The organism is Streptomyces sp. NPDC048523, from assembly GCF_043199815.1.
In the GTDB taxonomy this organism is placed as follows: domain Bacteria; phylum Actinomycetota; class Actinomycetes; order Streptomycetales; family Streptomycetaceae; genus Streptomyces.
In genome coordinates, this window is the sequence record NZ_JBICWQ010000002.1 from 1,415,565 (window position 1) to 1,431,012 (window position 15,448).

The window sequence follows — 15,448 nt, forward strand, 5'->3', positions numbered from 1 at the left end:
GAGTCTAGGACAACGCAAGAGGGCCGCACGGCCGGTTGACCGTACGGCCCTCTTGGCATGTGTCACACCTTCAGGTACTTGCGCAGCGCGAAGAACGCGGCCAACGCGGGCATCAGCACGCTCGCGGCGAGGATGAGCGGCAGCTTCGTCAGAACGGCGTCCCAGCCCACGAAGTTGATCAGGTTGAGCTTGGAGGCCAGGGCCATGCCGTGATCGACGGTGAAGTACCGGCCGACGACCAGGAAGACACAGGCGAGCCCGCCGCCGATCGCGCCGGCGACGGCGGCCTCCATGATGAACGGCGCCTGGATGTAGAAACCGGACGCGCCCACGAGCCGCATGATCCCGGTCTCCCGCCGACGGCTGAACGCCGAGACGCGCACCGTGTTGACGATCAGCAGCAGGGCGACGATCAGCATGAGCGCCATGACACCGAGCGCGGCCCGGTTCATCAGGTTCAGCATCGTGAAGAGGTTGTCCAGGATGCCCTTCTGGTCCTGCACGGACTGCACGCCGTCCCGGCCGTTGAAGGCGGTCGCGATGACCTGGTACTTCTCCGGGTCCTTCAGCTTGATCCGGTACGACTCCTGCATCTGGTCCGGGGTGAGGGACGCGGCCAGCGGGGAGTCGCCGAACTGCTCCTTGTAGTGCTTGTACGCCTCGTCCTGCGACTCGTGGATGACCGACTCGACGACCGACATCTTCTTCAGGTCGGAGAGGACGTCCTTCTTCTGGTCCTCGGTCACCGCGCCCTTGGCGCAGTTGGGGTCCGACTCGGCGTCGCTCTTGTTGCAGAGGAAGATCGAGACGTTGACCTTGTCGTACCAGTAGCCCTTCATGGCGCCGACCTGGTCGCTCATCAGGAGCGATCCGCCGAACAGGGCGAGCGACAGGGCGACGGAGACGATGACCGCGAACGTCATCGTCAGGTTGCGACGGAGACCGACACCGATCTCGGAGAGTACGAACTGGGCGCGCATGGCGTCTTCTTCAGGCCTTTCCGGGGACTCTTCGAACGGCGGTCAGTGCTGGTAGCCGTAGACGCCGCGTGCCTGGTCGCGGACGAGACGGCCCTTCTCCAGCTCGATGACGCGCTTGCGCATCTGGTCCACGATGTTCTGGTCGTGGGTGGCCATCAGGACGGTCGTGCCGGTCCGGTTGATCCGGTCCAGCAGCTTCATGATGCCGACGGAGGTCTGCGGGTCGAGGTTGCCGGTGGGCTCGTCGGCGATCAGCAGCTTGGGCCGGTTCACGAAGGCCCGGGCGATCGCCACGCGCTGCTGCTCACCACCGGAGAGCTCACCGGGCATCCGCTCCTCCTTGCCGCCGAGCCCGACGAGGTCGAGCACCTGCGGCACGGACTTGCGGATCTCGCCCTTCGACTTGCCGATGACCTCCTGCGCGAAGGCCACGTTCTCGGCGACCGTCTTGTTGGGCAGGAGCCGGAAGTCCTGGAAGACCGTCCCCAACTGGCGCCGCATCTGCGGCACCTTCCAGTTGGACAGACGGGCGAGGTCCTTGCCCAGCACGTGCACCTGTCCCTGGCTGCACCGCTCCTCGCGGAGGATCAGCCGCAGGAAGGTGGACTTTCCGGAGCCGGAGGACCCGACGAGGAACACGAACTCGCCCTTCTCCACTTCCAGGGAGACATCCCTGAGTGCGGGGCGGGTCTGCTTGGGGTAGACCTTGGATACGTTGTCGAATCGGATCACGGATGCACCACGGTAGGCCGGGGGTAGATGAGCGTGACCATACGCGAACCGGGTGCGCGAGCGCAGGCGCCGGTTCGGGTTGCGTATCGCTTGGGCGGTTTTGTGCCCACCTGGGAACCCCGGCTCCGGCAGCGCACAGGCGGCCCCCACAGGAACCTGGCACAGTAGGGAGGGGAACGTTCTGGGACCCGGAACCGTTCTCCCCGTGGAACACATTCGCAAGAAGGGTGACGCGCATGACGTACGACCGCCTGGTGTGCGCAAACTGCGCGGCACCCGTGAGCGAGGGCCGGTGCCCGGTGTGCCGCGCGAACCGCGACCGGCTGCAGCAGGACAATCCCTTCGCGGGCCTGAACCCGACGGCCCTGATCGCCCTGCTCGCGGTCCTGATCGCGACGGTGGCACTGCTGGCGCACCAGACCGCGTAGGCGGCGGTCGAGGACGTACGAGCCGAGGACATACGAAGGGCCCGGAGCGGAGACGCTCCGGGCCCTTCGCCGTTCAGCATGCGCACGCTAGGAAGGCGTGCGACTACCTGGGGTCACCGTCAGGCGGCAGCGCCACCACGGCCGCCCGCGAGGCGCGGCAGGATGCGGAAGCCGATGCCACCGGCGATCATCGTGGCGGCACCGATCACCAGGAAGGTGGTCTGCGCGGCACCGGTCTCGGCGAGCTCCTGCCCGTTGCCCTGGGCCGACGTGTTGGACGTGGTGTCCGCGCCAGTGTCGGTGAGGGCCGAGGAGCCCTCTTCCTGGACGGAGGTGTTGGAGCCGCCGTCGGGGTCGGTGTTGCTGTTGCCGCCCCCGGCGTTCCCGTTGCCGTTACCGTTGCCGTTGCCATTCCCGTTACCGTTGCCGTTTCCGTTCCCGTTACCCGGGTCGGTCGGGTCCTCGGTGGGCTCGGTGGGCTCCTCGGTCGGGTCCGTGGGCTCGTCGGTGACCGGCGGCGTCACCGGGTCCGTCGGGAGATCGGTCGCCGGGTCCGTGGGGAGTTCGGTGACCGGGTCGGTCGGAATCTCCGTGACCGGGTCGGTCGGGTCGTCGCCGAGGCCGGCGTCGACGTTCACGCCGACCCCGCTGTCGCCCACGCCCACGTTGATCTCCAGCGCGGAAGCCGCGCCGGCAGCAGTCAGCGAGGCACCGGCCGCGATCACGGCACCGGCGGCTATGCGCGCGATCCGGATCCGCGTCTTCTTCGTCATGTGGTTGCTACCCCCAGTAGCTCATCGTCAATGAGGCGGCGCTCGGGGCCGTGATCGACGGGAGAAGGTAGCGGTTGCTCAAGTCCCCCGGTTCACATGCGCCCCAGAGATACGCATGCCACGCTTCACCCTTCCCATTTTTCACAGCAACGTCAAGGCCGTTGCGGGCGCGATGTCCTGGTAAGGGACCTATGCCGGGGAAAGCGGTCTGTGAGTGTGATGTAAAACCCAGACATAAAGCAAACTGCCGCCCGGCGGGCGGCAGTTGCAGAACGGTTGTCAAGTCGACAAAGTTACTTCTCTTGCTGCTTGCGCCAGCGAATTCCGGCTTCGAGGAAACCGTCGATCTCGCCGTTGAACACAGCCTCGGGGTTGCCGACCTCGAAGTCGGTGCGCAGGTCCTTGACCATCTGGTACGGGTGCAGGACGTACGAACGCATCTGGTTGCCCCAGGAGTTGCCGCCGTCGCCCTTGAGGGCGTCCATCGCGGCCTGCTCCTCCTGGCGGCGCCGCTCCAGCAGCTTGGCCTGGAGGACGTTCATCGCGCTCGCCTTGTTCTGGATCTGCGAGCGCTCGTTCTGGCAGGAGACGACGATGCCGGTGGGCAGGTGGGTCAACCGGACCGCGGAGTCGGTGGTGTTGACGCCCTGTCCGCCGGGACCGGACGACCGGTAGACGTCCACGCGCAGTTCGGACTCGTCGATCTCGATGTGGTCGGTCTTCTCGACCACGGGCAGGATCTCGACACCGGCGAAGGAGGTCTGACGGCGCCCCTGGTTGTCGAAGGGCGAGATGCGCACCAGCCGGTGCGTGCCCTGCTCGACGGAGAGCGTGCCGTAGGCGTACGGGATCTGCACGGCGAAGGTGGTCGACTTGATGCCGGCCTCCTCGGCGTACGAGGTCTCGTAGATCTCGGTCTTGTAGCCGTGCTGCTCCGCCCACCGCAGGTACATCCGCTGGAGCTTCTCCGCGAAGTCGGCGGCGTCGACACCGCCGGCCTCGGCGCGGATGTTGACCAGCGCCTCGCGGGAGTCGTACTCACCGCTGAGCAGTGTCCGGACTTCCAGTTCGTCCAGTGCCTTCTTGACGGCGACGAGCTCGGACTCGGCCTCCGCGAGGGTGTCCGGGTCGTCCTCCTCCTCGGCCATCTGGAACAGCACGGAGAGGTCGTCGATGCGGCTGCGCAGCGCGTCCGCCTTCCTGACCTCCGCCTGGAGGTGGGACAGCTTGCTGGTGATCTTCTGCGCCTCGTCCGGGTTGTCCCACAGGGACGGCGCGGCCGCCTGCTCCTCGAGCACGGCGATGTCTGCCCTCAGCTTGTCGAGGTCCAGAACGGCCTCGATCGACTCCATGGTCGAGGAGAGGGACTTGAGCTCTTCGGATACATCGACGACTGCCACGCCCTCCAGCCTAACGGCTGTGGCAACCGACGTCGGTCGTCCCCCGGACCGCCGCCCCCCTCAGGGGGAGGCCGGCGCCGAGTTCTTCGTGTCCTGTGGTGACGCTCCCGCGTCGTCACCCGATGTGGCCGCCCATATCCCGGCGCCCGCCGCCGCGACCAGCACCAGTCCCGCGATCCCCACGACCAGCCTCCGCCGCCGTGTGGTCGCCCGGTGCCGCGCGGATCCCGGCCGCGGCGCCCCGGCGGGCCTCGGCACCCGGGCCGTCCCCAGCGCACCGCCGGCCAGTTCGTCAGGACCAGGCACCCTCATCGAGGTGTGCGTGTCCCGGTTGGAGTCGGCGGGCTTGGCGCCCGGCACCAGCGGCACGGCTCCCCGCCGCGCCGGCCGCCCGGAGGACACCGGCTCCCCGTCGGAGGCCGCCGTCGGCGCCTCCCCGTCCGGCTCCTCCTCCTGCTCCGCGTCCGGTTCGTCCACGTCCAGCGGGGGCATCCCGGCCAGCAACGGCAGCAGTTCCCGCAACCGCGTCCCCAGCTCGGACGCCCGCAGGCGGGAGGCCGGTGCCTTGGCCAGACACTGCACGATCAGCTGCCACAGCTCGTCGGGGATGCCCGGAAGCGGAACCACCGTCTCCGTCACATGCCGCCGCAGCACCGCCCCGGGATGCCCGCCGCCGAACGGTGTGAACCCGGCCAGCAGCTCGTACAGGACGGTCGCCAGGGCGTAGATGTCCACCGACGCCCGCGGCGGCAGCCCCTCGACGATCTCCGGCGCCAGATAGTCCGGCGTCCCGATGATCTTCGTGGCCCGGGTGCGCCGCGGCGAGTCGATGAGCTTGGCCACACCGAAGTCCGTCAGCAGGGCGGGATGCGCGCCCCCGGGGCCCAGCGGCCCCTGCATGTCCAGCAGGATGTTCTCCGGCTTCACGTCCCGGTGGACGACCCCCTTGGCGTGCGCGGCGGCCAGGCCGTCCGCGACATCCGCCACGATCGCCACCGCCGCCTCGGGGGCGAGCCGCTTCTCCCGGTCGAGCCGGGTGCGCAGATCGGTGCCCCGGACCAGGTCCATGACGAGCGCGAGGTCGTTGCCGTCGACCACGAGGTCGCGGACGGAGACCACGTGGGGGTGCTCCAGGCCCAGCAGAGCCGTGCGCTCCTGGACGAAGCGTCCGACGAGTTCCTGGTCGGACGCGAGATCCTCACGCAGCAGCTTGACGGCGACGGGCCCCTCGGGTCCCTCGCCCAGCCACACCGTGCCGGCGCTGCCCCGCCCCAGGATCTGGTTGGCGGTGTACCGGCTGCCGATCTTCCGTGCCAAGGCTGCTCCTACAGACGCGTGTTGTCGCTAAAACTACGCGCCGGAAGAGCCAACCTTCACCGCGGAGACGGAAATCACCCGCTGGGTGTCGACAAATCCCCAGAGTTACTGCTGACCTGAGGAGTTTCCGCCCAGATCCCCGATCCACTTGCTGACGGTGTCGATGATGTCCCCGATCTGCTGCCAGTAGCCCTTGCCGGTGCCGATCCAGTCCTGCAGCGGGCTCAGCTCCCAGATCAGCCAGCTCGCGACGAAGAGGATGACGATCGTGAACAGACAGCCCTTGAGGCAGCCCAGACCCGGGATCCGCATCCGGTTGGCACTGCGCTGCCGCGGCTGCCGGGGCTCGCGCACGGGGCGCTCGGGCTGCGGCGGGGGCGCGTACCGCTGCGGCTGCTGCTGCTGCGGGGCGTACTGCTGGGGCTGTTGGGGCTGCTGCGGCTGACGGCCGTAACCGGCCTGCGGCGGGCGCTGCGGGGGCCGCTGCTGCCGCTGGGGCGGCTGCTGTTGCTGCGGCCTGGCGACCTGCCGCTGGGGGCGGCGGCGCAGCGGGTCCTCGTTGGGGTCGAGGTACTGCACCTGGGTCTGTTCGTTGCGGTCACGGGCCGCGCGCAGCTGGTTCTGCCAGGGGTGCGGGTCCTCGGGCCCGCCGGGCTGCTGTCCGTGCTGCCCCTGCTGCCCGTACTGGCCCTGTCCCGGCTGTCCGGGCGGCACCGGCGGCATGACGGCCGTCGGATCGGCCGCGCCGCGGTGCGGGAGTACGGCGGTGGGGTCGGCGGCGCCGACGGGGTTCCCGGGGCCGGTGTGCGGCAGGAAGCTGGTCGCGGCGTTCGGGTCGTAGGCGCCCGCGCCGTGCGGCAGCACCTGCGTCGGGTCGGCGGCGCCCGGGGTGTCCGGCACGGCGGCCGGGTCGGGGTCGGGCAGCAGCAGCGCGCCGACGTTGTCCGCCGCGGCGATCTGCGCGGAGTTCGCGTGCACGCCGATGCCCTCGGCGACGACGCGCAGCCCGCGCGCGAGGTTCTCGGCGCTGGGGCGGCGTTCCGGGTTCTTGCTCAGACAGCGCTCTATGACCGTCCACAGCGGGTCGGGGACCGTGGAGGGGCGGCGCGGCTCGGCGCTCAGGTGCTGGTGCAGGACTTCGAGTGCGGAACCGCCGGCGAACGGCGGACGGCCGGTGACCAGCTCGTACAGCAGGATGCCGGCGCCGTAGATGTCGACCGCGGAGGTCTGCGGGCGGCCCTCGGCGGACTCGGGCGCGACGTACGCGGGCGTGCCGACGAATTCCTGGGTCCGGGTCAGGCCCGGGGAGTCCGCGAGGCGCGCGATGCCGAAGTCGGTCAGGAGGGGGTGCATCTGGCCGCCGTGCTGCCGCAGCAGGACGTTGGCGGGCTTGAGGTCGCGGTGGACCACGCCGTCGGCGTGGCTGGCGGCGAGCGCGTCGGCGATCTGGGCGGTGATCAGGGCGGCGCCGACGGGGCTGAAGGGGCCGTTCTCGCGCAGATAGCGGTGCAGGTCGGGGCCCTCGACGAGGTCCATGACCAGGGCGAGCAGATCGCCTTCGACGACCAGGTCGCGCACTCGCACGATGTTGGGGTGGGTCAGCCGCAGCAGGACGGAGCGCTCGCGCAGGAACCGCATCACGATGTCCGGGTCGCTCGCGAGCTCCTCCTTGAGGACCTTGATCGCGACGGTCTCGCCGGGCTGTCCCGGTACGGCGGCCTCGGCGCCCGCGGTCTCCCGCTGGCGGGCACGCCACACGGTCCCCGTGGCACCGCGTCCGAGCGGCTCCTCGAGGAAGTACTTGCTGCCTACCGGCCGCACGTCATGCACTCCCTGCTGCTGGCTGTCGTTCCGACCCACTGTAGTGCCGCTCCTCACGGCACTACGTAAGCGCTGCCAAGCACGTTCGAAGGAAAGACGCTCCGTCCGGGTCCCTGGTTGCCGGACGTTGACGTGACCGATCTCAAGTGATCACCGGCGCGGCAGTGGTCAGGCACTTTTGGGGGCAGAGCTGACCAATCAAGATCACTTGCCCTCGGGCGACGGGCGCGTTGTCAGTGTCAGGTGCGAGGATGCGTGCAGTACTGGCCGATGGTGCTCGTGCGGGGGTGGGGATGTCCGCGTCCGAGCAGAAGGGACCGCTGACGGCGATGCAGATCCGGCTGACCGTCGTAGACCCGCTGGGCCCGCCCGACCGGACCCGGGGCCGCGCCGCGAGCCGCGACGTGCTGGTCACCGCTCCCGTCGGCACGGCACTGGCCGCGGTGGCCACGGCACTCGCCTCGGCGGTCCCGGGGGACGGCGCCTCCCGCGCGGGCGAGGCCGAGCGCGGCGGCGGTCCGGTCGTGCTGTATGCGGACGGTGAGCGGCTGGACGCCCAGCGCGCCACCCTGGGCGAGCCCCCGCTGATCGACGGCGCCGTGCTGTCCCTGGGCGCCCCGGCGGCCCCCGAGCCCCACCCGGAGCTCGACGACGCCCCCACCCAGCTCCATGTGGTCGCCGGCCCCGACGCCGGCGGCGTCCATCTGCTGCACGGCGGCCAGATCCACATCGGCCGCTCCGCCGACGCCGACGTGCCCCTGGACGACCCCGACGTCTCCCGGCTGCACTGCGCGGTCACGGTCGCGCCCGACGGCCGCGTCTCGGTGGCCGACCTCGGCTCCACCAACGGCACGACCCTGGACGGCTCCCGCGTGGGCACCCGCCCGGTCCGGTTCACCCCGGGAGCGCTCCTGAGGATCGGCGAGTCGGTGCTCCGGCTGTCGCCGAGCGGGGGGCGACGGCTCGGGACGGAACCGGACGGCGAGGGACATGTACGCGTGACCCCGGGCGAGGCCGGGCCGGTACCGGGCGGGAGCCGGGCACACGGAGCTTCGGGCACGACCGGTGAAGTGAACGGCAATGGTCATGGACCGAGCGTGAACGGGGCGCGCCCGCCGGGCCCTGCCCAGGGACGCGGGACGGCTGGAGCTCACGACGACGGCACCGGTGCGTCCGGCTCGGTCCCCGCACAGGCGGAGCGGTCGCCCCGCGCGCGGGGCAGGGTGTCGGCAGGCATGGGGGACGGTCGCGCCGACGGCGGCTCCTCGCCCCGGCCGCCCACCGACCCGACCCATCACGCGTACGGCTCCGCGAGCTGGGGCGCGTCCGGCGGGGGCCCCGCAACCCCGGGAGCGCAGGGGCACGGCCCCACCGAGCCGCCGGTCGTCGTGCCGGGCCAGGGCGGCGCACCTCGGATCGAGCACCGGGGCGACACCGACGGCAACCCCGGGGACACCCATGGCGGCCGCTCCGGGCTCGGCTCCTTCGAAGTGACGCGCACCACCGCCGTTCCCCCGCCTCCCCCGGCCGACCAGACACTGCCCTCGGCTCCCGATCCGGCAGACGCCCCCGCGACCGGCCGCCGCAAGGGCACCCCCCTGCGCGGGACCGACGTACCGCAAGGTGTGCGGCGGCGCGGTGGACTGTCCGCGTGGGCCCGGCGACTGGCCGGGGGACGGGGTGAGCAGGAGACGTCCGAGCAGGACGAGGCGTACGGCGAGACGAGCGCGCCCGTCACCGCGGTGCCCTCGGCCACCGCGTCCCAGCAGCCCGAGGTCTGGCCCGACCCGGCCGCCCTGCTGCTGACCGCACTGGGTCCCGGCGCGCGCCTGTGGGAGCGCGGGCCCGGGCATCCGGAGGCCCTCACCGTGCGGCTCGGCACCGCCGACCGGGCGGCCCCCGACGGCTCGGGGCTGCTGCCGGCCGTTCCGGTCACCGCGGATCTGCGCGAGGTCGGTGCGCTGGGCCTGGCCGGTCCCCGCGCGCGGCTCGCCGGGCTGGCCCGCGCGGTGGTCGCCCAGCTCGCCGCCCTGCACGCCCCCGAGACCCTGGAGATCGTCCTGATCAGCGCGGACCGCTCCCGGCCCGCGCAGGAGCGCACCGCCGAGTGGTCCTGGCTCGGCTGGCTCCCCCATGTCCGCCCGGGGCACGGCCAGGACTGCCGTCTCCTTCTCGCCCACGACCGCGAACAGGCCGCGGCCCGCACCGACGAACTCCTGCGGCGCCTGGACGACAACCTGGCCGACTCCGAGCTCGCCCCGGCCCGCGGGACCGTGCCGGCCGCCCGCTCCGCCACCTCGCAGGACCACCCCCGGAACACCGCCCGACGGCCCTCCTGGGCGCAGGACGACACGGAGGACGGGACGAGCGGCGGCTTCCCCGGGCCGTACACCGTGGTCATCGTGGACGGCGATCCCGGCGGCGCCGGTCTGCGCAAGGCGGTGGCGCGGCTGGCGGCGGAGGGCCCCCGTGCCGGTATCCACGTCGTGTGCCTGGCCGAGACGGCCCCGGCCTCGCCCGCCTCTCCGGTGACGGACACCTACGAGGCGGCGTGCGCGGCGGCCCCCACGTTCCGCGAGTGCGGGGCGGTCGGCCTGCTCAGCGGGGACGTGGCGACGGCACTGCGGCTGATGCGGGTGGCCCGAGCAGGGGTCCCCGCGGAGGCGGGCCGTGAGAGCGACGGCACCGGCGCCACTCCCGGCCGCGCCCAGAGCGACCGCACCCGCACCGGTGCCGAGATCCCCTCCACCGGCCCAGGTCCGCGGACCGACGCAGACACCGTCCACCTCACCGCGGTCGCCACGGCCACCCCCACCCCCGTCGGCCACGGCACGGTCGCCGCCGTGGACGCCGTCTCCGCGGCCTGGGCCGAGCGGTTCGCGCGGGCGCTGGCGCCGCTGCGGACGGACGGCACCGCCGGTGCGGGGCACACGCGCGTGTCCTCGCCGTTGCCCCAGTCGGCGCGCCTCCTGGACGAGTTGGGGCTGGCCCGGGCCACCCCGCCGTCGCTGATGACCCGCTGGGCGGACGCGGCCGACGACCCGGAGTCGCTCGGCGGCCGGGCGTGGGCGGTGCTGGGGGCCGGGCCGCGCGGCCCGGTCTGCGCCGACCTCGTGGCCGAGGGCCCGCACCTGCTGATCGAGGGCCCCGCGGGCAGCGGCCGTACGGAACTGCTGCGGGCGGCCGTCGCCTCGCTGGCCGCGGCCGAGCGCCCCGACCGTCTCAGCATCGTCCTGATGGACGGCCGGGACACCGTGGGCGCCGGCGGCCACGGCGAGGGCCTGCGCGTGTGCACCGACGTACCGCATGTGACCACCCACCTCATCGCCAACGACCCGGTCCGTATGCGGGAGTTCGCCCAGTCCCTGAGCGCCGAGCTGAAGCGGCGCGCGGAGTTGCTGGGCCGCTCCGACTTCGCGGAGTGGCACACCGGCCGGGAGCTGTCGGGCCGTATGGTCGCCCAGCGCACGGCGTCCCCCCGCAGCGCGACAGGCGCCGCGGGTACGCCCGGCGACCCGGCCGCCGCCGACCTCGACTCGCCGCCCAGCTCCACGATCCGCCTGCGCCCGGCGGCGGCCCGGCGCCGGACGGAGACGGCACCCCCGCTGCCCCGTCTGGTCGTGATCGTGGACGACCTGGACGCCCTGGTCTCGCCGCCCCTCGGCTCCCCGGGCAGGCCGGCCGCCGGTTCGGTCATACGCGCGCTGGAGGCGGTGTCCCGTGAGGGCGAGCGCCTGGGCGTCCACCTGGTGGCCGCGACCGGCCCGGGCGGCCGTACGGCGGAGTCGGAAGCGGCCCGCCGGGCCACCCTCCGCGTCACCCTGGACACCCCGGCCACCGGCCCGGACGAACCGGCCCCCGGCCGCGGCCGGTTGACCCGGTCCGACGGCCGGGTCACGGCGTTCCAGGCCGGCCGGGTCACCGGCCGCATCCCCCGCACGGCGACCCTGCGCCCCACGGTGGTCCCCCTGGAGTGGGAACACATGGGCGACCCTCCGGCCCGCCGCCCGGTCCGGGAACTGGGCAACGGCCCGACGGATCTTGCCCTGCTGGCGAGTGCATTGGAACGCGCGGCGAGGGAAGTGGCAGCAGCAGAGGTCCCGTCACTGCTCTAGGCGTCAAGGGGTCCGGGGGCCCCGCCCCGGGCGACGCCTGCCCGGACGCACCGGCACTGGTCACGACGGCATCACGATCACCCGCTTGACAGTGGACGCCCACTTGCCGACCTCGGCGCCCCGGCGTAGACCAGATCGCACGGGACAGCCCTCGAACGTTCGACGAGGAACGAAGAACGGGGTCGTGATGCGCAGCACGAGCAGCACACAGCGGAAGCACAGGTCAGCGAACAGGGCTGCCAAGTCGGCGGCCGCCGCCCTCGCGGCGGCCCTCGCCCTCTCGCTCACCGCATGCAGCGGAGATGACGACAAGAGCAGTGACACGGGCGCGACAGGCGGCAAGGAGACCGGCACGACGGTCACCCTGCCCAAACTGAACGGCCAGAGCCTGGAGGTCGCCGCCGTCTGGAGCGGCGCCGAACAGACGAACTTCAAGAAGGTTCTCGCGGAGTTCGAGAAGCGCACCGGCGCCAAGGTGACCTTCGTGCCCGCCCAGGACCCGATCGTCAACTTCCTGGGTTCGAAGGTCGCGGGCGGCCAGCCGCCGGACATCGCGATGCTCCCGCAGCCGGGTGCCATCAAGCAGGCCGTGGACAAGAAGTGGGCCAAGCCCCTGGGAGCGGAGGCCAAGGCCGAGCTCGCCAAGAACTACTCACAGGGCTGGCAGGACATCGGCAAGGTCGGCGGCACCCAGTACGGCGTGTACTACAAGGCCGCCAACAAGTCGCTGATCTGGTACAACGCCAAGGTCTTCGAGAACGCGGGCGCCACCGAGCCGAAGACCTGGGACGAACTGCTCAGCACCGCGCAGACGGTCTACGACTCGGGTGTGACCCCGTTCTCCGTGGGCGGCGCCGAGGGCTGGACCCTGACGGACTGGTTCGAGAACATCTACCTCTCCCAGGCGGGCCCGGAGAAGTACGACCAGTTGGCCAAGCACGAGATCAAGTGGACGGACCCGTCCGTGAAGGACGCGCTGACCACGCTGGCCCAGGTCTGGGGCAAGAAGGACTATGTCGCGGGCGGCGCCAAGGGCGCGCTGCAGACCGACTTCCCGGCCTCGGTGACCCAGACCTTCACCGGGGGTGACCAGCCCAAGGCGGCCATGGTCTACGAGGGCGACTTCGCGCAGGTCAACATCCAGACGGCCAAGGCGAAGGTCGGCACGGACGCGAAGGTGTTCCCGTTCCCGAAGGTCGGTGACACCGCCCCCGTGGTCTCCGGCGGCGACGCGGCCGTGATCCTGAAGGACTCCAAGGCGGCACAGGCGCTGGCGACCTTCCTGGCCTCCCCGGACGCGGCGACGATCCAGGCCAAGCTGGGCGGCTATCTCTCACCGAACAAGAGCGTGGACATCTCCTCGTATCCGAACCCGGTGCAGCAGAAGATCGCCAAGGCGCTGATCGACTCGGGCGACGACTTCCGCTTCGACATGTCCGACCAGGCCCCGCAGGCCTTCGGCGGAACGCCCGGCAAGGGTGAGTGGAAGGCGCTCCAGGACTTCCTGACGAACCCGAAGAACGTGGCGGGCACCCAGGCCAAGCTGGAGGCCGACGCGGCGGCCGCCTACGGGAACTGACGGCGATGACATCGGCCACCGAGGCAGGGGTCCCACCGGCCCCTGCCTCTCCCAAGTCGCGCAAGAGCGTGACCGGCACGCGCAGGTCCGTGGCAGTGCTGTTCCTGCTGCCCGCCCTGGTGCTGCTGGGCGCGCTCGTGGTCTACCCGATCGGGTACTCGCTCGTCCGCAGCTTCTACGACCAGTCCGGTGACGGTTTCGCCGGAATCGACAACTACAAGGCCCTGTTCACCGACGACGGCATCCGCACGGCCCTGAAGAACAACATCATCTGGGTGGTGTTCGCGCCGACGATCTCCACCGCCCTCGGTCTGATCTTCGCGGTGCTGACCGAACGGGTGAGCTGGGGAACGGCGTTCAAGCTGGTCGTCTTCATGCCGATGGCGATCTCGATGCTGGCGGCGGGCATCATCTTCCGGCTCGTCTACGACCAGGACCCGGACAAGGGGTTCGCGAACGCGGTGTGGGTGGGCGTGCACGACACGTTCGCGCAGTCCTCGGCGTTCCCGAAGGCCCACCCGGGCCGCAACTCGCCGCTGGTGGCCCAGGGCGGCGGTTTCATCACCAAGACCGCGGTCCACACCGGCGGGACAGTCACCCTGCCCCTGGTGGGCGTCGCCCCCGACCAGATGCCCGGTGACGCGAAGAAGGCCGTGGCACCGCAGGCGGACCCGGGCCGGATCACCGGGACCACCTGGCAGGACTTCACGCGCGGCAAGGGCGTCGGCACGCTCGGCGGGGTCGACCCGACCGAACTCGGCTACCCCGGCATGAAGATCGAGGCGGTCAAGGACGGCAAGGTCGTCGAGACGGCGACAGCCGGCGACGACGGCACGTTCTCCTTCTCGGAGAAGGCCGACGGGGCCCAACTGCGGCTTCCGGCGAGCAACTTCAAGGAGGCCTACAACGGGATCGACTGGCTCGGCCCGTCGCTGGTGACACCGGCGATCATCGGGTCGTACATCTGGATGTGGGCCGGTTTCGCGATGGTGCTGATCGCGGCCGGGCTCGCGGGCATCCCCCGCGAACTCCTGGAGGCGGCCCGGGTCGACGGCGCGAGCGAGTGGCAGGTCTTCCGCAGGGTCACGGTCCCGCTGCTGGCGCCCGTGCTCGCGGTCGTCACCGTGACCCTGATGATCAACGTCCTGAAGATCTTCGACCTGGTCTTCATCATCCCCCCGGGCTCCTCGCAGGACGACGCGAACGTCCTCGCGCTGGAGCTGTACCGCAAGGGCTTCGCCGAGGACCAGCCCGGCATCGCGAGCGCCATCTCGGTGTTCCTGCTGCTGCTGGTGATCCCGGTGATGTGGTTCAACATTCGTCGGCTCAGGCGGGAGGTACGGCGATGACCACTCAGGCCGAAAGGCTTCCCGAGACGGCAGCGGCCGACGGGGTGAGGGCGAAGCAGTCGCTCGGCTCGCGGCTCGTCGAGCGTGTCAGCGGTGGCTTGATCAGCGTCTTCCTCGTCCTCGTCGGCCTGTTCTGGCTGGTGCCGACGATCGGGCTGCTGATCTCCTCGCTGCGCAGCCCGGCCGACCTGGCGGCGACCGGCTGGTGGAAGGTCTTCACCGAGCCCTCCCAACTCACCCTCGACAGCTACGACAAGCTCCTCCAGAACGGCGACATCACCGGCTCCATCGTCAACACCGTGCTGATCACGGTCCCGGCGACGCTGCTCGTGATCGTCATCGGCGCGCTCGCGGGCTACGCGTTCGCGTGGATGGAGTTCCCGGGCCGCGACTGGTGGTTCATGGGCGTGGTCGGCCTGCTGGTGGTGCCGGTCCAGGTGGCGCTGATCCCGATCGCCGAACTCTTCGGCAAGTTGGGCCTGTTCGGCAACATCTTCGGGGTGATCCTCTTCCACACGGGCTTCGGTCTGCCCTTCGCGGTGTTCCTGCTGCGGAACTTCTTCGCGGAGATCCCCCGCGAACTCCTGGAGGCGGCACGGCTGGACGGCGCGGGCGAACTGCGCCTGTTCACACGGGTGGTGATGCCGCTCGGCGGGCCCGCGATCGCGAGCCTCGGCATCTTCCAGTTCCTGTGGGTGTGGAACGACATGCTGATCGCGCTGGTGTTCACGGACGCCGACAGCCAGCCGATCACCGTCGCCCTCCAGACCCAGATGCGCGCCTTCGCCGACAACGTCGACGTCCTGGCACCGGGCGCGTTCATCTCGATGGTGATTCCGCTGATCGTGTTCTTCGCGTTCCAGCGGCAGTTCGTCTCCGGCGTGATGGCGGGCGCGGTCAAGTAACGGTCACGACAGCGGAGTTGGAGGGGCGGGCCGCAACCGGTCCGCCCCT

Annotated in this window: 11 protein-coding genes; 5 read left to right on the forward strand and 6 right to left on the reverse strand. The window is 71.2% G+C overall.

Features of this window, described 5'->3' with window-relative positions; translation table 11 throughout:
* Positions 1-62 precede the first annotated feature (62 nt).
* A complete protein-coding gene (gene ftsX / locus ACGFWE_RS15535; protein WP_352391117.1) occupies positions 63-980 on the reverse strand; it encodes a permease-like cell division protein FtsX in 918 nt (305 codons plus the stop codon).
* Positions 981-1,022: 42 nt separating this feature from the next.
* The gene (ftsE, locus tag ACGFWE_RS15540) at positions 1,023-1,712 is read right to left on the reverse strand and encodes a cell division ATP-binding protein FtsE (protein ID WP_352391116.1); all 690 of its coding nucleotides are present in this window, start codon (positions 1,710-1,712) and stop codon (positions 1,023-1,025) included.
* Between the two features lie 236 nt (positions 1,713-1,948).
* Here ftsE and ACGFWE_RS15545 point away from each other — a divergent pair, with 236 nt between their 5' ends.
* On the forward strand, positions 1,949-2,140 hold the full coding sequence (locus ACGFWE_RS15545; protein ID WP_352391115.1) for a hypothetical protein: 192 nt from the start codon (positions 1,949-1,951) through the stop codon (positions 2,138-2,140).
* A 119-nt stretch (positions 2,141-2,259) separates the two neighbouring features.
* Here the strand turns inward: ACGFWE_RS15545 and ACGFWE_RS15550 are convergent, their stop codons facing one another.
* The 4 genes from ACGFWE_RS15550 to ACGFWE_RS15565 form a co-directional block, all read right to left on the reverse strand.
* Complete coding sequence (locus ACGFWE_RS15550; RefSeq protein ID WP_352391114.1) at positions 2,260-2,913, reverse strand: hypothetical protein; 654 nt, start codon at positions 2,911-2,913, stop codon at positions 2,260-2,262.
* 293 nt (positions 2,914-3,206) lie between these two features.
* A complete protein-coding gene (gene prfB, locus ACGFWE_RS15555) occupies positions 3,207-4,313 on the reverse strand; it encodes a peptide chain release factor 2 (RefSeq protein WP_352391113.1) in 1,107 nt (368 codons plus the stop codon).
* Between the two features lie 60 nt (positions 4,314-4,373).
* Positions 4,374-5,630: a serine/threonine-protein kinase gene (locus ACGFWE_RS15560; protein ID WP_352391112.1), complete on the reverse strand. Its 1,257-nt coding sequence runs from the start codon at positions 5,628-5,630 to the stop codon at positions 4,374-4,376.
* A 105-nt stretch (positions 5,631-5,735) separates the two neighbouring features.
* Positions 5,736-7,451 carry a serine/threonine-protein kinase gene (locus ACGFWE_RS15565; RefSeq protein WP_352391202.1) on the reverse strand — a complete coding sequence of 572 codons (1,716 nt, stop codon included), beginning with the start codon at positions 7,449-7,451 and terminating at the stop codon, positions 5,736-5,738.
* A gap of 329 nt (positions 7,452-7,780) precedes the next feature.
* On the opposite strand from ACGFWE_RS15565, the gene ACGFWE_RS15570 reads away from it, so the two are divergent.
* The 4 genes from ACGFWE_RS15570 to ACGFWE_RS15585 all read left to right on the forward strand — a co-directional run bounded on the left by ACGFWE_RS15570 (position 7,781) and on the right by ACGFWE_RS15585 (position 15,399).
* Positions 7,781-11,566, forward strand: coding sequence for an FHA domain-containing protein (locus ACGFWE_RS15570; RefSeq protein WP_393600216.1), 3,786 nt, complete (start codon positions 7,781-7,783; stop codon positions 11,564-11,566).
* Between the two features lie 187 nt (positions 11,567-11,753).
* Positions 11,754-13,145 (forward strand): ABC transporter substrate-binding protein, encoded by a 1,392-nt coding sequence (locus ACGFWE_RS15575; protein WP_393600217.1) that lies wholly within the window; start codon positions 11,754-11,756, stop codon positions 13,143-13,145.
* Positions 13,146-13,150: 5 nt separating this feature from the next.
* Positions 13,151-14,494, forward strand: coding sequence for a sugar ABC transporter permease (locus tag ACGFWE_RS15580; RefSeq protein WP_352391111.1), 1,344 nt, complete (start codon positions 13,151-13,153; stop codon positions 14,492-14,494).
* On the forward strand, positions 14,491-15,399 hold the full coding sequence (locus tag ACGFWE_RS15585) for a carbohydrate ABC transporter permease (protein WP_352391110.1): 909 nt from the start codon (positions 14,491-14,493) through the stop codon (positions 15,397-15,399). The genes ACGFWE_RS15580 and ACGFWE_RS15585 overlap by 4 nt, the downstream gene beginning before the upstream one ends.
* Positions 15,400-15,448: the final 49 nt, after the last annotated feature.

Coding starts and splice junctions, on each gene's coding strand:
- ACGFWE_RS15575 (WP_393600217.1), top strand. CDS start 11,754: ATGCGCAGCACGAGCAGCACACAGCGGAAGCACAGGTCAGCGAACAGG.
- ACGFWE_RS15580 (WP_352391111.1), top strand. CDS start 13,151: ATGACATCGGCCACCGAGGCAGGGGTCCCACCGGCCCCTGCCTCTCCC.
- ftsX (WP_352391117.1), bottom strand. CDS start 980: ATGCGCGCCCAGTTCGTACTCTCCGAGATCGGTGTCGGTCTCCGTCGC.
- ACGFWE_RS15585 (WP_352391110.1), top strand. CDS start 14,491: ATGACCACTCAGGCCGAAAGGCTTCCCGAGACGGCAGCGGCCGACGGG.
- ACGFWE_RS15570 (WP_393600216.1), top strand. CDS start 7,781: ATGCAGATCCGGCTGACCGTCGTAGACCCGCTGGGCCCGCCCGACCGG.
- ACGFWE_RS15545 (WP_352391115.1), top strand. CDS start 1,949: ATGACGTACGACCGCCTGGTGTGCGCAAACTGCGCGGCACCCGTGAGC.
- ACGFWE_RS15550 (WP_352391114.1), bottom strand. CDS start 2,913: ATGACGAAGAAGACGCGGATCCGGATCGCGCGCATAGCCGCCGGTGCC.